Source organism: Ruegeria sp. H4, from assembly GCF_056533065.1.
In genome coordinates this window covers 807,104-824,698 of sequence record NZ_JBQFOC010000002.1, presented here as the reverse complement: position 1 = coordinate 824,698, position 17,595 = coordinate 807,104, and the positions used below count along the sequence as shown (strand labels likewise).

The 17,595-nt window shown below is 57.4% G+C and carries 22 protein-coding genes and 1 other RNA gene; 12 read left to right on the top strand and 11 right to left on the bottom strand.

Annotated elements, in window-relative coordinates; translation table 11 throughout:
* Positions 1-10: 10 nt before the first annotated feature.
* From ACR0KG_RS15645 to ACR0KG_RS15635, 3 genes are all read right to left on the bottom strand, one after another.
* Complete coding sequence (locus ACR0KG_RS15645) at positions 11-1,201, bottom strand: toxic anion resistance protein (RefSeq protein WP_480827791.1); 1,191 nt, start codon at positions 1,199-1,201, stop codon at positions 11-13.
* 30 nt (positions 1,202-1,231) lie between these two features.
* The gene (locus ACR0KG_RS15640; RefSeq protein ID WP_480827790.1) at positions 1,232-2,146 is read right to left on the bottom strand and encodes a 5-bromo-4-chloroindolyl phosphate hydrolysis family protein; all 915 of its coding nucleotides are present in this window, start codon (positions 2,144-2,146) and stop codon (positions 1,232-1,234) included.
* 174 nt (positions 2,147-2,320) lie between these two features.
* Positions 2,321-3,136 carry a pseudouridine synthase gene (locus ACR0KG_RS15635; protein ID WP_480827789.1) on the bottom strand — a complete coding sequence of 272 codons (816 nt, stop codon included), beginning with the start codon at positions 3,134-3,136 and terminating at the stop codon, positions 2,321-2,323.
* A gap of 62 nt (positions 3,137-3,198) precedes the next feature.
* On the opposite strand from ACR0KG_RS15635, the gene ACR0KG_RS15630 reads away from it, so the two are divergent.
* The gene (locus ACR0KG_RS15630) at positions 3,199-3,651 is read left to right on the top strand and encodes a nucleoside deaminase (protein ID WP_480827788.1); all 453 of its coding nucleotides are present in this window, start codon (positions 3,199-3,201) and stop codon (positions 3,649-3,651) included.
* On the opposite strand, the gene ACR0KG_RS15625 is transcribed toward ACR0KG_RS15630, so the two are convergent.
* Both ACR0KG_RS15625 and ACR0KG_RS15620 read right to left on the bottom strand, forming a co-directional pair.
* Complete coding sequence (locus ACR0KG_RS15625) at positions 3,648-4,814, bottom strand: M24 family metallopeptidase (protein WP_480827787.1); 1,167 nt, start codon at positions 4,812-4,814, stop codon at positions 3,648-3,650. The two genes, ACR0KG_RS15630 and ACR0KG_RS15625, sit on opposite strands and share 4 nt — an antisense overlap.
* Positions 4,814-5,506 carry a metal-dependent hydrolase gene (locus ACR0KG_RS15620; protein ID WP_480827786.1) on the bottom strand — a complete coding sequence of 231 codons (693 nt, stop codon included), beginning with the start codon at positions 5,504-5,506 and terminating at the stop codon, positions 4,814-4,816. Before ACR0KG_RS15620 ends, ACR0KG_RS15625 begins: the two co-directional genes overlap by 1 nt.
* A gap of 59 nt (positions 5,507-5,565) precedes the next feature.
* Between ACR0KG_RS15620 and ACR0KG_RS15615 the strand changes: the two genes are divergently transcribed.
* Positions 5,566-6,243: a ceramidase domain-containing protein gene (locus ACR0KG_RS15615; protein WP_480827785.1), complete on the top strand. Its 678-nt coding sequence runs from the start codon at positions 5,566-5,568 to the stop codon at positions 6,241-6,243.
* Here the strand turns inward: ACR0KG_RS15615 and ACR0KG_RS15610 are convergent.
* The 3 genes from ACR0KG_RS15610 to ACR0KG_RS15600 form a co-directional block, all read right to left on the bottom strand.
* Complete coding sequence (locus ACR0KG_RS15610; RefSeq protein WP_480827784.1) at positions 6,224-6,853, bottom strand: SGNH/GDSL hydrolase family protein; 630 nt, start codon at positions 6,851-6,853, stop codon at positions 6,224-6,226. The two genes, ACR0KG_RS15615 and ACR0KG_RS15610, sit on opposite strands and share 20 nt — an antisense overlap.
* Positions 6,854-7,031: 178 nt before the next feature.
* Positions 7,032-7,595, bottom strand: coding sequence for a DUF4202 domain-containing protein (locus ACR0KG_RS15605; protein WP_480827783.1), 564 nt, complete (start codon positions 7,593-7,595; stop codon positions 7,032-7,034).
* A 152-nt stretch (positions 7,596-7,747) separates the two neighbouring features.
* Entirely contained in the window at positions 7,748-7,906 is a 159-nt protein-coding gene (locus tag ACR0KG_RS15600) for a hypothetical protein (RefSeq protein WP_170531829.1), read from the bottom strand.
* Between the two features lie 228 nt (positions 7,907-8,134).
* Between ACR0KG_RS15600 and gatC the strand changes: the two genes are divergently transcribed.
* From gatC to ACR0KG_RS15560, 8 genes are all read left to right on the top strand, one after another.
* Positions 8,135-8,422, top strand: coding sequence for an Asp-tRNA(Asn)/Glu-tRNA(Gln) amidotransferase subunit GatC (gene gatC, locus ACR0KG_RS15595; protein WP_480540396.1), 288 nt, complete (start codon positions 8,135-8,137; stop codon positions 8,420-8,422).
* A 3-nt stretch (positions 8,423-8,425) separates the two neighbouring features.
* The gene (gene gatA, locus ACR0KG_RS15590; RefSeq protein WP_480827782.1) at positions 8,426-9,913 is read left to right on the top strand and encodes an Asp-tRNA(Asn)/Glu-tRNA(Gln) amidotransferase subunit GatA; all 1,488 of its coding nucleotides are present in this window, start codon (positions 8,426-8,428) and stop codon (positions 9,911-9,913) included.
* 38 nt (positions 9,914-9,951) lie between these two features.
* Positions 9,952-10,656, top strand: coding sequence for a hypothetical protein (locus ACR0KG_RS15585; protein ID WP_480827781.1), 705 nt, complete (start codon positions 9,952-9,954; stop codon positions 10,654-10,656).
* Positions 10,640-11,365 (top strand): N-acetylmuramoyl-L-alanine amidase, encoded by a 726-nt coding sequence (locus ACR0KG_RS15580; RefSeq protein WP_480827780.1) that lies wholly within the window; start codon positions 10,640-10,642, stop codon positions 11,363-11,365. The genes ACR0KG_RS15585 and ACR0KG_RS15580 overlap by 17 nt, the downstream gene beginning before the upstream one ends.
* Before the next feature lie 12 nt (positions 11,366-11,377).
* Positions 11,378-11,778: RNase P RNA component class A (gene rnpB / locus ACR0KG_RS15575), an RNA gene on the top strand.
* Between the two features lie 118 nt (positions 11,779-11,896).
* Positions 11,897-12,604 carry a DUF533 domain-containing protein gene (locus ACR0KG_RS15570; protein WP_480547420.1) on the top strand — a complete coding sequence of 236 codons (708 nt, stop codon included), beginning with the start codon at positions 11,897-11,899 and terminating at the stop codon, positions 12,602-12,604.
* Between the two features lie 125 nt (positions 12,605-12,729).
* Positions 12,730-12,897, top strand: a complete 168-nt coding sequence (rpmG, locus tag ACR0KG_RS15565) for a 50S ribosomal protein L33 (protein WP_005630270.1) — start codon at positions 12,730-12,732, stop codon at positions 12,895-12,897.
* 207 nt (positions 12,898-13,104) lie between these two features.
* The gene (locus ACR0KG_RS15560) at positions 13,105-13,611 is read left to right on the top strand and encodes a hypothetical protein (RefSeq protein ID WP_480547422.1); all 507 of its coding nucleotides are present in this window, start codon (positions 13,105-13,107) and stop codon (positions 13,609-13,611) included.
* Between the two features lie 130 nt (positions 13,612-13,741).
* On the opposite strand, the gene ACR0KG_RS15555 is transcribed toward ACR0KG_RS15560, so the two are convergent.
* Positions 13,742-14,521 carry a Bax inhibitor-1/YccA family protein gene (locus tag ACR0KG_RS15555; RefSeq protein ID WP_170531842.1) on the bottom strand — a complete coding sequence of 260 codons (780 nt, stop codon included), beginning with the start codon at positions 14,519-14,521 and terminating at the stop codon, positions 13,742-13,744.
* A 183-nt stretch (positions 14,522-14,704) separates the two neighbouring features.
* Entirely contained in the window at positions 14,705-14,914 is a 210-nt protein-coding gene (locus ACR0KG_RS15550) for a YjiS-like domain-containing protein (RefSeq protein WP_480540410.1), read from the bottom strand.
* A gap of 127 nt (positions 14,915-15,041) precedes the next feature.
* On the opposite strand from ACR0KG_RS15550, the gene ACR0KG_RS15545 reads away from it, so the two are divergent.
* Entirely contained in the window at positions 15,042-15,923 is an 882-nt protein-coding gene (locus ACR0KG_RS15545) for a LysR family transcriptional regulator (protein ID WP_480827779.1), read from the top strand.
* Positions 15,924-15,928: 5 nt separating this feature from the next.
* On the opposite strand, the gene ACR0KG_RS15540 is transcribed toward ACR0KG_RS15545, so the two are convergent.
* Positions 15,929-16,885 (bottom strand): NADPH:quinone oxidoreductase family protein, encoded by a 957-nt coding sequence (locus ACR0KG_RS15540; RefSeq protein ID WP_480827778.1) that lies wholly within the window; start codon positions 16,883-16,885, stop codon positions 15,929-15,931.
* 321 nt (positions 16,886-17,206) lie between these two features.
* Between ACR0KG_RS15540 and ACR0KG_RS15535 the strand changes: the two genes are divergently transcribed.
* Positions 17,207-17,578: a helix-turn-helix domain-containing protein gene (locus ACR0KG_RS15535; RefSeq protein ID WP_480501238.1), complete on the top strand. Its 372-nt coding sequence runs from the start codon at positions 17,207-17,209 to the stop codon at positions 17,576-17,578.
* Positions 17,579-17,595: the final 17 nt, after the last annotated feature.

Here is a 17,595-nt window from a genome sequence, read left to right as displayed (position 1 = left end):
CCTGCCTGCCTTATCCTGGAACGGCTGTTCCGGCGTTGTCGCCAGTTCCATCGCGTCGTGCTTTGGCAGCAGCGAGCGTGTCGCGCAGTTCGGTTTCCATCTTCTTAAGCTCTTCCTCGGCTGCCGCGCGCTTGGCTTTGCCTTCGTCGGCGATAGCTAGGCTTTCATTGATCGTTCCGATTAGATCGGCATTCGCCTGTTTCACGGCCTCGATATCAAAGACACCACGCTCCATCTCTTCGCGGATCATCTTGTTGCTTTCGCGCAAATTGGCCGCGTTTGCGGTCAGAAGTTCGTTGGTCAGGTCATTGGCATCCCGCACAGCAGCCGCAGCTTCGGCGCTGCGCTGAATGGTGACGGCCTGTGCCAGCTGGGTTTCCCACAGAGGCACGGTGTTCACCAGGGTCGAGTTGATCTTGGTGACCAGCGATTTGTCGTTCTCCTGAACCAATCGGATTGATGGCAGCGACTGCATTGTCACCTGACGGGTCAGTTTCAAGTCATGTACCCGGCGTTCAAGATCGTCACGCGCGGCGCGCAGATCACGAAGTTCCTGCGCCTTCATCACCTGTTCTTCCTCAGGCGCGGCCTGAACCTCGACTTCCTTTTCGGGAATGTCATGACTGTCGAGCTCGGTCAGCTTCTCTTCGCCCGCTGCAATATAAAGCGCCAACTCGTCATAGAAACTCAGCGTCTTTTCATACAGCAGGTCCAGTGATTTGATGTCTTTGAGCAGCGTATGTTCGTGGCTCAGCAGATTGTCCGTGATGCGGTCGATCTGGCTTTGAACCTCTTCGTATTGCGCGGTGAACTTGGCAAAAGGCGCGGCCTTGCCCAGCAGTTTTTCCCACCAACTGCGTTCGCGACGCACGTCCAGCTCGCTGACCGAGAAGCCCCGGATTGTGGTCACGATGTTGCGCAGGCTGTCCCCGGCGGGGCCCACATCCTTGTTGCGCACATCGGCCAGCATGGCCTGACTGATTTCCTGCAACTCTGCCTGTGCGGATGATCCGAAGGACACGATCGAGTTGGTGTCATCCATATCGATTTCGCCCATGCGTTTGCGAATCTCCGCGCCGACCGGTTCGTCGGCCTCTTCCAGCGAAACAAGCTCGGTCTTTGGTTCCGGCAGGGCCACCGCTGTGACTTCCTGTACCAGGGTTTCGGCTTCGACCGCCTTGCTCTTGATCTCATCGGACATGGGGATGTTCCTCGCTTACTGTGTGGCCGGTCAGTCCAACCGGACGCCTTCGCGCTGCAGCCTGTCGCGCAACACGTCAATTTCGACCGTCAGATCACTGCGGTCATCCAATAGCATTTTGCGCGTGCGCGCGGCGAAATTCTGTTCCAGATCATCCAGCAGAGCCGAATAGTCGGCCAGGGCCTGTCCGTCCCGCGTGCGGGCATAGACATCGGCAAACTTCACAGTCGCGTCGCGGGCACCTTGTAGATACACGGTCAGGTATTTGCGGGCACCAGCCAGATCGCGTGGGTCTTCTTCGACCGTGCGGAACAGATCGCGGGCGGTGTCCTGAAACCGTTCGACGCGGGCCTCGATCCGGCGATCACCGGCGCGTTTGATCGCATCGGTCATCTGGGTCAGGTGCTTTTCGGCATCATCAACCACGCGGGCCACGCGGTCTTGCTGAAATGTGTCGATGCCTTCCATGCCTTTGTTCTTCAGCGGATCAAAGCCAAAGGAGACTGAATGCAATACAGTGGCCGCCGTGCCGAACAACACGGGTGCCAGAAGGCTGGCATGGCCAACGGCCTCGGCATCCAGATACTCGCTCCGATAAGCGGCCAGCGCGGTGCCGAGACCGGTCAGTATGCTGGCAAAGATCTTGCGCGGAAAGGCGGGCCGGCGGGCGGTTTTGCGTGCGTTATAGGCGGCTTCGGCTCGCAGTCCTTCACGCAGAAAAAAAGCAGCAGCTGTCAACATACCGGCCGCCACAAGGCCCATGGTCATGCCAATTGCACCGTCATTCAGCGACAAAAAGACCAATGGGATTGCTGGAATGAACAGAACGTTGGCACGCGCACCCGCAGGTTCGACACGCGCGCCATCAAATTGGCCGCGCGGCGGTGAACCATCTGGCTCAGACCCGCCCTGCGGGCTATATTTGCCGCCAAACCGTTTGGCCATGGCTACAGCCCTCCCAGCAGCCCGGTGCAGACGCCGAACAACAGCACCAGAAGGGCCGCATAGGCCAGTTTTTGCACTCCGCTCCCGGACATTCAGCCCCCCAAATCGCAGCGTTCCCAGAAAATCTAGGGGATACGCAGGCTTGGCGCTAGGGGGAAGGTTGCTAAACCCGCATCACTTGCGGGGTTTCTTGCCGATTGCAGGCCGTTTGCGTTGCGGGCGAGCAGCGCGTTTGGCGGTGCCCTCGGGTTTAGCACCCCCATCCAGCCCCAGTTGGTCACGCATAACACGGCGGCGGACCTCTTCAACCTGACCGGGTTTCAGGTCACCCAGCTGGAAGGGGCCATAAGAGACGCGGAGCAGGCGGTTTACAGTGAAACCGATATCCTCGATTGCGCGGCGAATCTCTCGGTTCTTGCCTTCGCGCAGACCGATGGTCAGCCAGGCATTCGCACCTTGCTGGCGATCCAGCGACACGGTCATGGGCTGGAACCGTTCCCCGTCGATCACAAGCCCCTTGCGCAGGGGGGCAAAATCCTCTTCCTTGGGGCGTCCGTTGACCCGCACGCGGTATTTGCGCAGCCACCCGGTTGAAGGCAGTTCCAGCTTGCGCTTGATGCCGCCGTCATTGGTCAGCAGCAGCAGGCCTTCCGAGTTCAGGTCCAGTCGACCCACGGACATCACACGCGGCATATCCTCGGGCAGTTCATCAAAGATCGTCGCGCGGCCTTTTTCGTCCTTGGTCGTTGTCACCAGGCCGGTCGGCTTGTGATAGAGCCACAGGCGGGAAGGTTCGGGTTCAGAAACCGGTTTGCCGTCGACAATAATCTTGTCTTTGGCGGTCACATTCAGGGCGGGACTGTCGATCACCTTGCCATTGACCGCAACGCGGCCTGCTTCGATCATGCGTTCAGCCTCGCGCCGCGAGGCGACGCCTGCACGGGCCAGCACTTTGGCGATCCGGTCGCCGGGAGGAGGGGTATTGCTCATGGCCTCGGCCATACCTCATCGCGCCCGCTTGCGAAAGGCAGGTTTCTGAGGCAGTCAGAGGCATGGCGTTCAACTCACATATGGACAAGGCGTTGGCCGAGGCGCGCGCGGCCGCCGAACGGGGCGAGGTTCCAGTTGGGGCCGTCATCGTCTCGCCTGATGGTAAGGTTGTTGCCGTAGCAGGCAACCGAACGCGCGAGTTGAACGACCCAACGGCCCATGCCGAAATACTGGCCTTGCGCGCCGCCTGCGCCGAAGCCGGGTCAGAACGGCTGCCGGGCCATGATCTTTATGTCACACTGGAACCTTGCGCCATGTGCGCTGCAGCGATGGCCGCGGCCCGTATCCGGCGCATTTACTATGGCGCGTCCGATCCGAAATCGGGTGGCGTTGCCCACGGTGCGCGGGTGTTTTCGCATCCGCAGGCCCATCATCAGCCCGAAATCTATGACGGTATCGCCGCAGAGGAATCCGCCGAATTGCTGAGAAGTTTTTTCGCGGCGCAACGCGCTTAAGGCTTCACCACCATCTCGCGTGGGATATCGGCCAGTGGTTGCCCGCCATTGGGGGTCACGACAAAGCTTTCGGTAATCGCTAAACCCCAATCCAGTGTCCACAGACCTGGCATCAAATGAAACGTCATGTTTTCCTGCAGTTCCGTTGTGTCACCGGGCCGTAGACTCATGGTGCGCTCGCCCCAGTCGGGCGGATAGCTGAGCCCAATCGGATATCCAGTGCGGTTGCGCTTCTCATATCCGGCACGGGCAAAGCTGTCATAAACGCAGGCGGCGATTTCCTCGCATGTGGTGCCGGGGCGGGCGGCTGCCAAAGTTGCCTCAATCGCGGCCAGAACTGCTGCTTCAGCCCGGCGGATATCGTCTGGTGGGTTACCCAGGAACAGACTGCGGCTGGCTGGACAGTGATAGCGGCGATAGCAGCCCGAGATTTCGAAATAGGTTGCCTCGCCACGTGCCAAAGGCCTGTCGTTCCAAGTGATATGCGAGGCCGAGGCTTCGCGGCCCGACGGCGCAATTGGCACAATCGCAGGGTAGTCCCCAGCCAAGCCGGGAAGTCCGACAATGCCTGCCGCTTGCACTTCGGCAACCAGTTGGTTTTTGGGAAGACCTTCACGAAATGTCGCACGCAATACTTCGTGCATATGCGCCGTCAACTGACCCGCCTTGCGCATCATCGCGATCTCGGCCTCGCTTTTGACCGCACGCTGCCAGTTCACAAGGCCGGTGGCGTCGATCAATTCGCCAAAGGCGCGTTCAAGAACCTGGTGGCTGGCGGCCGAGTAGTAATAGTTGTCCATCTCGACACCCAGCCCGGTGTTCCAACCTCGATCGCGCAGCGTAGTGACCAGCGCGTCGACGGGGTGGTGATCAGGGTGCTGAACATGTTCTTCGGGCCAGTCCAACAGGTCTGACGGGTCCAGCCATGTGGTCTGGGCTGCGCCCGCCTTGTCTTGCGTGCGCCCCCACCAAAGGGGCGCGCCTTTTGCAGGCAGGATCACCATTTGGGGTACATAAAAACTCCATCCGTCATAGCCCGTCAGCCAGGCCATGTTGGAGGGATCAGTGATCAGCAAAGTCTCAACCCCGCGCTGCGCCATAGCTGCGCGGGTCTTGGCCAAACGGTCAGCGTATTCCTGCGTGCTGAAATCCGAGGCCGGCATCAGAGCGTGATCGCTTGCATAACCTCGGGTTCTATCACATCGACCCCCGGCAACCCGTCGACAAGCGCCTGGGCGGATTGTTCTAGGATCGGGAAGGTCTTGTAGTGGCAGGGAATCACCGTCTTGAAGTTGAAATACCGCTTGGCGGCATAGGCTGTCGCCTTCATATCCATGGTGAAATGGCCACCTGCCGAAAGGATGCCGATATCGGGTTTGTAATAATCCCCCATCCAGTCCATGTCGGCCATGATGTCTGTATCGCCCGACACATAAAGCATGCGCCCCTCGGTGGCGATCATATAACCGACCTCGCTACCGCCAGTCCGCAGCCCGTCAGGTGTAGAGAATGTGGAACTGTGCGAGGCTGGAATCATTGTGACCTTGACGCCGTTCAGGTTGACGGTTCCGCCTTTGTTGAAACCGATGGTTTCGATCTCTTCGGCCTCGGCCCAATAGCCCATCAGATCGTACTGACCCACAACCGGTACCTTCAGGTGCTTGGCCAAAGGCAGCACATCGACCACGTGGTCGAAATGCGTATGAGTCAGCAAGATATGCGTTGCCCTGTCCAATGCGGCGTCATGCTGGTCTTCGGGCAGAACCGGGTTACCCGTCAGCCAGGGATCAATCAACAGCACTTGACCGCCGGTCTCGATGCGGAAACTGCCATGTCCCAACCAAATGATGTTCATACTGAAATCCTCCGATGATGCCTCTTGGCACCAGCCTAGCATCCGCTATGTAAAATTCTATGGATTGGATGCAGGAAATCGACAGCTATTGCGAAAGACTGTCAGCCGCTTATTGGGCTGAGCCGATCAATGCGATCACCAACGCTGCCTTTCTGATCTCGGCCTTTATCATGTGGCGGCGGGTGCGCGGGCAAGACATGCCTCTTGCGATGGGGCTGGTTCTGGTGCTGGGGGTCATCGGTGTCGGCAGCTATTTGTTTCATACCCATGCACAGGTCTGGGCGGCCGTCGCCGATGTCACGCCGATCCTGCTGTTCATCTTGATCTACATCTTTGCCGTAAACAAAAACATCTGGCGCATGCCGTGGGGATATGCGCTGGGCGGGACCATTTTGTTTGTCCCCTACGCAGCGGCGACGATCCCTGTGTTCCAGTGGGTGCCTGGCCTTGGCAGCTCGGCCGCTTATGCACCTGTGCCCTTGTTGATCCTGATCTACGCCTATTTACTGCGCCAGCGGCAACCGCAGTTTGCAAGGGATATGACGATTGGCGCGTTCATTCTAATCCTGTCAATCACGTTCCGTTCTTTGGATCACCCGATCTGTTCGCAGTTTCCGATTGGCACACATTTCATGTGGCATATCCTGAATGCCACCATGCTCGGTTGGATGATTGAGGCCTATCGCAGGGTTTTGATCCGCATGCGAGCGTGCGCCGTCAAATACCCTGCGCTTTGATAACGGCTGCAACGCGCTGACCGATGATCCGGCTGGATTTACGCGATGGATGAATCAGGTCAAACGAGAAATATGAGGCATCGCCGGGCTGCGCCACATCCTGAGATGAGACGAAGGTAATCCCCTTATCCTGCTGTGCCAGTTTGGCAATGCGGGCTTCAAATTCGTCGCCTTCGGCTTTGCAGTGTTCGATCGGTGTGATCAGATTGGGACTGCGCAAGTAGCCGACATAAATCACGCGGGTGCCAGTTGCCCGAATCCGGCTCAGGAACTGCGGTATTTGACCATGCTGACCATCAGCCGAGATCATATTGTCCAGAACGGCATCACAGCGGGTGCATCCGCAACCCAGCATCAGATCATTACCACCGCCGTTTACAACTGCCCATGACCAATCGCCATCGGCATATTGCGCTTGAACCCCAGATTCAGGTGCGCCATTCGGGTCAAATTTCGTTTGCAGCCAAGCTGCAGACACTGTGCGGTCAACGACCGGGGCACCAATCGTCTCTTCGATAACATCGGGGATAGATGAACCCGAGGGTGAGTTCCACGCCATCAGCGAATCGCCTATCGCAATGACTTTTGCATCCGGTTTGCTGGAAGGCATTTCCTGACATCCGACCAAGGCAAATAGAATGCCGACGACAAGACACAGATTTCTGGACATCTTTGACCCGGAAATTGGAGTTAAGAAGCGCCCATATGGGCTGAATATGGTTCATGCACAGTTAACCTGGCGTTGGTTAACGCACGATTAATGAACCTGGTTCAGCGCATCCGCTGTGTCAGCCATGAAAGGCGGCAGCCAGGTGCTCCGGCAGGTCAAATTCAACTAAAACCCGGGCGCGCCCTTCGGGTGACATTTTGCGTGCGGTCTTTTCGACAATGCTCTGGATTTTTTCCGGGGATTGCTTGTCTGCGAATGGCTGGAAATACCATTTCAGAAAGACAAAGCATATTACATCTTCCAGTGCCTGAACCTCGGCGTCGCGTTTGATGCCCTGCTTGCGCAACATGCGGCCTGCGGCGTCGATCTCCGGTTCGCTGTACCCACCTTCGGTCATCAAGGACATTACGGTATTTGCATGATGTACACCCTGCGCCTTGCGCCAAGCCAGATATCCGGCGCGACCCTCGGGATACTCGCTCCGCGCCAGTTTCCAGCGTTCGATATGCTGTCCGCGCGCTGCAATCTGTAGCGCGTCCGAGGCTTCGGGAAACAGCCGGTCAATCTCTGCACTCATGCGTTTGCCATACAGCAAAGCTTCGGGCTGTCCATTATCAACATTGGGATCATGTGCATTGGCCGCGTCAATGGCATCCAGAACTGCTTGTTTGCGCGCGCTCATGTTTTACTCCGTTGGCTTTTGCGGATCTTGGCGATCCGCACAATCTTGATAAGCCACCGTAGCGAGATGCCACAACATGTGCAGCACCCAATTCTGACATGGCCGGGTCAGATGAGGGGGAATCTGACCCGGCAGAGGGGCAGGTGATCTGCTTACTTGCCCGGTTTGACCTGATCTTGCGTGACCGGCTCGGTGATCGGGGTTGGGAAGGTCAGATCACGGGTCAGGTTCAGTGAACTGATGCCCATCGCCATGGCCGGTGCGGCCAGAAGAGAGGCGGACAACGTAACGGCAGTGATGAGGCTTTTCATGTTCTGTCTCCAAGTTTGTGTCGTTTCACAACAGATGAAATGAACAGTTCGGTTTAGTTTTTCAAGATTTGAAGTGAACTAATTGGTTTACTTTTGTGCATACCGGCTATTCACCAGCGAATGGGTGGTGAAATCCGGCACGATAACTTGTCCCTTGTCGGGGCCTACTGGCCTTGCGACTGCGGCGACAGACAGGTAAATGCCCCCTAACGCATATGAGGGTTTCCGATGTCGATTGACCAAAGCACCGCCGCCAAGGTGGCGAAACTGGCCCGTATCAAGGTCGAGGATGAGGCGCTGCCGGCGCTGGCATCCGAGTTCAACACCATCCTTGGATTCATCGAGCAACTGAACGAAGTGGATGTCGATGGGGTCGAGCCGATGGTCTCGGTCGAGCCGATGCGCCTGAAGCGTCGTGAAGATGTGGTCACAGACGGAAACCAGCAGGACAAGGTTCTGGCCAATGCACCCGACGCGCGCGAAGGCTTTTTCGCAGTCCCCAAAGTGGTGGAGTAAGACATGAGCGATCTGAACAAACTGGGCCTGGCCGAGGCCCGCGACGCGCTGCGCAAGGGTGATGTGACCTCGGTGGAACTGACCGAGTCCTGCCTGAAGGCCATTGATGACGCCGACGCGCTGAACGCTTTTGTCCACAAAACGCCTGAAATCGCGCTGGAGCGTGCCAAGGCAGCGGACGAGCGCATCAAGGGCGGCGAAGCGCCGTCTATGTGTGGCTTGCCGATCGGCATCAAGGACCTGTTCTGCACCAAGGGCGTACCCTCACAGGCGGCCTCGAAAATATTGGACGGGTTCAAACCCGAATACGAATCCACCGTTTCTCAGCAACTGGCCGATGCCGGAGCCGTGATGCTGGGCAAGCTGAACATGGACGAATTCGCCATGGGCTCGTCCAACGAAACCTCCGTCTATGGCAACGCAGTCAGCCCCTGGCGGCGCGGCAATGACGACGCGCAGCTGACACCGGGCGGTTCCTCGGGTGGCTCGGCCTCCGCCGTGTCGGCTGACCTGTGTCTGGCCGCGACCGGCACCGATACCGGTGGTTCGATCCGCCAGCCCGCCGCCTTTGTTGGCATCACCGGCATCAAGCCGACCTATGGCCGTTGCTCTCGCTGGGGCATTGTGGCCTTCGCATCCTCGCTGGATCAGGCTGGTCCGATGACCAAGAACGTGCGTGACGCGGCGATCATGCTCGAAGCGATGTGTGGACACGACCCGAAGGACTCGACCAGCACCGAACTGGCCGTGCCGAATTTCGAGGCGATGCTAACCGGCGACATCAAGGGTAAAAAGATCGGCATCCCCAAGGAATACCGCATGGACGGTATGCCTGCCGAAATCGAAAAGCTGTGGGCCGACGGTGCGGCGATGCTGAAAGACGCCGGGGCTGAGATCGTCGACATCTCGCTGCCGCACACGAAATACGCGCTGCCCGCTTACTATGTGATCGCGCCTGCCGAGGCATCCTCGAACCTCGCCCGCTATGATGGCGTCCGCTACGGGCGCCGCGCTCAGCTGGCGCAGGGCGACGGCATCACCGAAATGTACGAAAAAACCCGCGCCGAAGGCTTTGGCCACGAAGTTCAGCGCCGCGTGATGATCGGGACCTACGTGCTGTCGGCGGGCTTCTACGACGCGTATTACAACCGCGCCCGCAAAGTTCGCACCTTGATCAAGAAAGACTTCGAGGATGTCTTCGCCGCAGGCATCGACGCGATCCTGACCCCGGCCACCCCGTCCGCCTCCTTCGGTTTGGGTGAAATGACCGAAGCCGATCCTGTTCAAATGTACTTGAACGACGTCTTCACCGTGACCGTGAACCTTGCCGGTCTGCCGGGCATCTCAGTACCCGCGGGCCTCGACAAACAAGGGCTTCCGCTGGGTCTGCAACTGATCGGACGGCCTTGGGATGAAGGTGACCTGCTCAACACCGCCTATGCGTTGGAAAACGCCGCCGGGTTTGTGGCAAAGCCAGCAAAATGGTGGTAAGTCTCAGGCTGCCTGATCACGAGTAACGGAGCGGTTGAATGCGTGTTTTTGCTTTGGTTCCTGTAATCGCCCTTGTCGCGGCCTGTGATACAGTCGCGCCGGTGCAGGAAACGGGATTTAACACGCCAGCCTATCAGGCCCAACGTGAGGCACAATTGGCCGGGCAAGGGACCGTCGACAACCCATTGCTGGCACCAGTCGATGTCTCGCAACAGCCCTTGGGCACACCAGGTTCTGCCTTGCCGCAATCACTCGCCACTGGTGAGAATGCGGATATCGCCAACCAGGCTGCTGCTGCGCTGGCCAGCACCTCGGGCCAGACTGTTCAAACTGGTCCAGCGCCCAGCAATCCGGCGATTTCTGACGAACAGGATTTCGCGGCTGTCTCGGGCCGTCGCAGCATCGAATCTGACGCGGCACGGATTGAACAAAATCGCGAAACCTACGAGGTTGTCGCCCCAACCGCCGTCCCCGAACGTGGCGCAGATGGCCAACCCAATATCGTGCAATATGCGCTCAGCACCACAAACCCTGTTGGAACCCAGCTGTACAGCCGGGCTGGCTTTAACCTTCAAGCCAAGGCACAACGCAATTGCGCTCGGTTCCCATCGGCGGATCAGGCGCAGATCGAATTCCTGACCAGCGGTGGCCCTCAGCGCGACCGCAAGGGGCTGGACCCGGATGGGGATGGCTTTGCCTGTAACTGGGATCCCAGCCCGTTCCGCAGTGCTGTCAGCAACTGATCACCCCTCAGCCATCTGGCATCCGTCGCCCAATTTCGGCGCGCGACGGGATGGGCTTAGTCCTCAGCTAATTGTCCTGCACTATACCGCGATGGGTAGCGCAGAAGCGGCGCTGGATCGGCTTTGCGACCCACAGGCTGAGGTCTCGGCACACTACCTGATCGGCAATGATGGTACGCTTTGGCAAATGGTGCGCGAAGAAGACCGTGCCTGGCATGCCGGGGTAGGGGAGTGGCGCGGGCGACGTGACACCAATTCGCGATCTATCGGGATCGAATTGGACAATACGGGGCAGGTTCCGTTTTCGGAACTGCAAATGTCTGTTTTGGAAAACCTGCTGTTGGATGTTCAAGACCGTTTGGGGATCAAACCATGGAATGTAATCGGGCATTCGGACATGGCACCCCAGCGAAAATTTGATCCCGGACCCAAGTTTGATTGGGACCGCCTTGCGCGTGGCAGACTGGCTGTTGGGCCAACGCTTCTCAAGGGAATTTGTCTCGATGAAATGCCGCCAGATGAAAATCACTTTGCGTTCACTGCGATGAGAGCGGGATATCCAGAAGCCCCGACCGAAGATCTACTGAAAGCCTTCAGAAGTCGGTTTTTTCCGACGCGAAGCGGTCCGCTGTCCAAAAAGGACATGGGAGATATCGAAAGGTTGGCAGGGTTGATGGAACGACTTGACGGTATCCGAGCGGACGTTTAGTCGGGCTTTTGCGCGGAGGGCCGGATGGCTGCTGGGGTCGCAAGACCCGAGAGGAAAGTCCGGACTCCACAAGGCAACGGTGCCGGGTAACGCCCGGGCGGGGCAACCCGACGGAAAGCGCCACAGAAATCAGACCGCCTGCGGCTTTGGTCAAAGGTAAGGGTGAAACGGTGGGGTAAGAGCCCACCGCGCCCCTGGCAACAGGGGCGGCACGGCAAGCCCCACCGGGAGCAATGCCAAATAGGGTCCCCGCGCGGGCCGGTCGGCGCAAGCCGATACCGCCGCTAAGCACGTCTTTGGCCCAGAGGGACCGGGTTGGCAGCTTGAGCCGCGCAGCAATGCGCGGCCTAGAGGAATGGTCATCGAAGGGGGCAACCCCGGAACAAGATCCGGCTTACAGGCCCTCCGCGCGTATCTCAAATCACCCGACCGCTAAGTGGCAATCCGCCCACGGCCACACAGCCAGTATTCTAAGAACCCGTCTGCTGTTACCCTGACGTACATGGATTTTGTGAACCGGGGAGGAGCGGTATGAGTTTCCTAAAAACACTGGCATCCGTTGCGGTTGGTTTTGCGGCGGCAAAGGGCATGGAAAAGTACAAGGAAATGGGCGGCATGGCCGGCTTGCAAAACATGATGCAAGGCACAGGCGGTGGTTTTGGCATGGACCAGCTTGGAAAAATGGCCGAGCAGTTTGGCATGCCGGGCGGCGCATCTGGATTGCAGGACATGATCGGCAAGATGGGGCTGGGCGGCGGGGCAGCCGGGGCTGCGGGTTTGGGCGGTTTGCTCAACGCGATGCAGGGTGCAGCTAAAACCAGCGGCCAGCAAACTGCCAATATGATGGAAACAGTGCTCAGCGGCACGCCAGCCGGGGCCGCGATGGAGGAGCAGGCCAAACTCATGCTGCGTGCCATGATCCAGGCCGCCAAGGCGGATGGAGAGCTGGACGAACAGGAAAAGCAGACAATCGTTGGCGAATTGGGTGACGACATAAGTGATGAGGAACGCGCCTTTGTCCTCGATCAGATGGAGGCGCCGATTGATGTCATGGGACTCGCTGCTGATGTGGGGGCTCCCCTCAAGGCACAGATCTACGCAACCTCTTTGGCCGCGATTCGATTGGATAACGAACGTGAGGCATCCTACCTGCTTCAACTGGCAACCGCTCTGGGCCTGTCAGATGCCGACCGGGATCAGATTCACACCTATATGGGCGCACCGACATTGCCTCGTTAGGTCAGCAACAAAACCTGCGCATTGTAGGTGTGATTGGCCTTGACATGGGCGGTGCACAGCGTAAAAGCGCACGCTCATAGGAATTCAACCGAAGGGCCCTGCCTTTTCGGACGCAGGAGATAACCATGGCGAAGCCGACGACAATCAAGATCCGTCTGAACTCGACCGCGGGCACGGGCCACTTCTACGTGACCAAGAAAAACGCGCGCACCATGACCGAGAAAATGACCGTTCGCAAATACGACCCGGTCGCTCGCAAGCATGTCGAGTACAAGGAAGGCAAGATTAAGTAATCTGCCCTTCTACTATGACTTTCGGGAAAGGCTCTGCTTTGGCAGAGCCTATTTTCTTGCCCGGTGACAAGCAATACAGCGATCCGATCGGTCAACGGGCCGTTGCAGCGACGCATCACGCTTGGGGCCAATCGTTTTGCCTGCGGCTTGCTTTTTGCCAAAACCTGCAAGTACGGTTCAGCAAACCGCCACAAAATGTTGAGCGCCATGAAAAAAATCTTGTTATCCACAACCATCGTTCTGGCCGTTGCGGCCTGTGAAGATCCCTTTAACCGGCAAGGTGTTGGGTTCACTGGAATTGATGGAGAACCCCGCACCATCTCGGACGTTCCCGGCGCGGTCGCCTTTGTACCGCCAGCGACCAATGTTCCGGCAGAGCTGGCCGAACTGCCAACCATCGCTGTAATTAGTGATCAGGTTGACCCTATCAAAAAGGCGCGGGTGGCCATCGACAATGGTGGTGTGAGCCCGGACAACGCGGTGCAATTGTCTGGCAGCGCGACCGATCTGTTCCTTAGCACGGTCGATGTGAACGGCACGGTCTATGGTGTTCTGCGCACCCGCAACAGCGCGACACGCGTGGATAACTCGATCGGTGCAATCTTTGGAGACGAGACCGAACGCTTTACAGGCTGTCTGGCAGCTGGTGATGTTTTCGGAAAAGGATCGTCAAGCCGCAGCTCTGGTTTTGCCGTTCCACTGAACTGCAGCTAGTACAGCCAACAATCTCTATTCGGATACCCCCGCTTAAAAGGCGGGGGTTTTCTTTTGCAACATGACGTTGGACAAAAGAAAAGGGCCGGTCTTTCGACCGGCCCATATGCATTTGCAATGCTGTGAAGCTTTATTCCTGTTGCCCCATGAACATCAGCAGGAACTGGAACATGTTCAGGAACGAGATGTACAGGCTCAGCGCGCCGTCAAAGGCGGCTTTGTCCAGCCATTCCTGATCGCCATGTGCGGCATGTGCGACATATGTGTTCTTAATGTCCTGCGTGTAGTAGGCGGTCAGACCCGCAAAGATCAGGATACCGATGGCCGAGATGGCCAGCATCATCACGCCCGATTGCAGGAACAGGTTGATCACCATCGCCACCAGCAGGCCGATCACACCCATCATAAGAAAGGTGCCCATGCCGCTGAGGTTCCGCTTGGTGGTGTAGCCATAGAGGCTAAGACCACCAAACGCGATTGCGGTGACCAGGAAGGTCTGTGTGATCGAGTAAGGCGTAAAGATCATAAAGATCGAACTCATCGACACGCCCATCACGGCCGCGAAGACAAAGAAGCCAAGCTGAACAGTCGCGGCGGAACCGCGACGCATCAGAGCGCCCCAGCCGAACAGGATAAAGGCCAGCGGTGCAAACATGACAACCCACTTCAGCGGCGAAAGAAACAGGGTTCCGCCCAGGCTGGTCAGATAACGGTCAGCGCCGATCTGCGCCACTGCATTTGACGGGTCGCTGGTGACCGCAAGCCCGGCAATCGCCCAGGCTGCCAATGCTGTGATCAGCATGCCGACGGACATTGTGCCGTAGACTTTGTTCATATGGGCGCGCAGGCCCTGATCAATCTCGGCGGCGCGCGCGCCGGATACCGTCCGGACCGTGTCGAATTGTGCCATCAAAGGGTCTCCCTTTAGCTCGTGTTATTACGCCCCGGCAAAGCGGGGCGGTTTCTCGTTAAATATCGGCAACTAGGGGCTGTATTTCAAGAGTTTCCGGCGGAAAACCGACTAAAACACGTAACAAAAAAGGCGATAGGCAACCCAGCGTCACCTATCGCCTTAAAAACATGAGCATACGAGTCATCTTTTCCAGTAGTTTGGGGCATCCCAAAGGTAGCGGCGCGCTTCTTCCATCGCCTCTTCTCGGGTAATTCCCATGTCTTCCAAAGACGTATTGTCCAGCTGCATCAATCGGCGGCGCTGGCGCCTCACTGCTAACATGTGTTGGATCAACGACATCATAGGGCGCGTTGCGTTTTGACGGGTCTGTTTGAGTGCAATTTGGGTCATAATCATTGTCCTTTCTGCATTCTCTGATGGTTTCCCGAAAACCAATCAACTTCCTTGATGTATATGGCAAAGCATGTCATATTTTAAAAACGAATATTTTTGATGAGTCTCATAAGGGATCGTGAAGATGCGAAATCTGGACATTACCACCTTACGCTCGTTCATGGCGGTTGCCGATCAGGGTGGGGTCACTCGTGCAGCTGGTTTTCTGCATCTGACACAGTCTGCAGTTTCGATGCAGCTTAAGCGTCTAGAGGAGTTGCTGGGCCTTGAATTGCTGGATCGCAGTGGACGCACGATCGCGCTTACCGCCTCGGGTGAGCAGTTATTGACCTATGCGCGTCGAATGATCGCGCTGAATGACGAGGTGATCTCGAAACTGACTGATCAGGCGTTCGAGGGCGAAATCGTACTGGGCGTGCCGCATGACATTGTCTATCCGGCCATTCCACGTGTTCTGCAACGGTTCAACTCCGATTTTCCGCGTGTTCGCGTGCAACTGGTGTCATCCTATTCGTTACAGCTAAAAGATATGCTCAAGCGGGGCGAATGCGATGTGATCCTGACCACCGAGCCGACCCCCGTTGGTGGGTCCGAAACCATCGCTGAGCTACCGCTACGCTGGATCGGTGCGCAGGGCGGTTCTGCCTGGCGAAAGCGTCCGTTGCCCTTGGCTTTGGGGCGCCGATGTCTGTTCCGCCCGCAGGTGATCGCGGCGTTGGACGCGGCTGGCATCCCTTGGGAATTGTCGGTGGAAACCGAGAATGACCGAACCATCGAAGCCACCGTCAGTGCCGATCTGGCCGTTCATGCCATGCTGGACGGAACCGAGGCCGCGCATCTGGAACAGATCGAATCAGGTGGCGCACTTCCGGAATTGCCTGCCCATATGATCAACCTCTATGGCGGCAATGAAGGGCGGGATCCGATTGTCGATGCCTTGGCGCATCTGGTCAGGCAGAATTTCCGCATGCTCGGGGGCAGCCAGCTGCGTGCGGTCGCGGGATAGGTCATTTAGATTGTGATAACGACCTTGCCGGTGGACTTGCGTTCTTTCAGCAGCTGCATTCCCTGTGCGACTTCGGACAAGGGCAAGATGTGGCTGATATGCGGCTTGATCTTGCCTTCACTGTGCCAGCGAAACAACGTGTTGAAACTGTCCCTTACGATTTCGGGTCGGAAGGTCAGGTAACCGCCAATATAGAAGCCAATCACCGTCAGGTTTTTGACTAATAGGTGATTGGCGGGGATTTGCGGAATCTCGCCACCGGCAAACCCGATGGGCAGCAGACGCCCTTCGGGGTTCGTGGCCCGAAAGGCCGCTTTGAACACGTCGCCACCGATTGCGTCATAGACCACATCTGCGCCACCCAACGCTTTGACCGCGTCTCTTAGGTCTTCTGAGGTGTCGATCAAGTGATCTGCGCCCGCAGCTTTGGCAACGGCCAGCTTGTCCGCCCCGCGTGCCTGCGCGATTACGGTTGCCCCCATCAACTTACCAATCTCGACCGCTGTCAGGCCAACCCCGCCCGCCGCGCCGGTAACCAGCAGTGTTTCACCCGGCTGCAACCTGGCACGGTGATACAGTGCCAGGTGGCTGGTTCCATATGCGATCTGGATCGCCGCCGCCTCTTCGAAGCTGATCGTGTCGGGCAGTGATATCACCCGTGCGGCGTCAAAAACCCCAAATTCCGCCAGCCCACCCTGTCCTGAATAGACGGCCACGCGATCACCAATGCTGATGCCGCTTACATCGGCACCCACCGCATCTATGACACCCGCAACCTCCATCCCCAATGTGAACGGAGCGGCGGGCGTGTCCTGATATGTCCCTTTTTGCATCAGAAGGTCGGCAAAATTCAGTCCGCAGGCTTTGATCGCAACGCGCACCTGACCCAAGGAGGGATTAGGTGTGGTGATCTGGCAAAGCTTGGCCTGCTCACCTGCGGATTGAATGTGAAATGCCTGCATAATCTGATCATCTCCCTGCACCGGGCATAGGTGCGTTTTGCACGGGACTTGTCAATGATATTGGGCGGCCGAGCTTGACCCAAAAAGCAACACGGTGTTCGCGGCTTTGGCCAATCAGGGACACAACCATAAACCATCGTTCTGGCTGCATGACTCAACCATCTTGAAAAATGATCAAAAAAAAGTAATAAAAGCAGCTAGTGCTGTAATCGGGGGAGGCACGATCCGTATTAGGGAATGGTTAAATTCCATTCTCTAATGTTGCGATACCGGACGTCGCGCAATCCCGATCAGATGTTTGTGTACTAAAGGAGAATACCAATGACTCATCACGTCGATGTCCATGTGGGCAAGCGCGTTCGGCATCGCCGCTGGCTGATTGGGATGACCCAACAGCAATTGGCGCAGCAAGTTGGTATCAAGTTTCAACAGATCCAAAAATACGAAACCGGTGCCAACCGAATCAGTGCTTCTCGCCTTTGGGACATTGCTGAGGCATTGGAAGTTCCTGTCAGCTTTTTCTTTGAAGGGCTGGAAGAGGTTCAGAAAAGCGCGGATGAAAAGAAGTCTGTGCCTGCGGACCTGATGGGGGATAAGGAAGCGTTGGATCTGGTGCGCTCTTACTACGCAATCCCGGAAAATCAGCGCCGCCGTCTGTTCGAATTGGCACGGGTTCTGAGTGACGTAGCGTGATCTGATCGCGCGCGCTT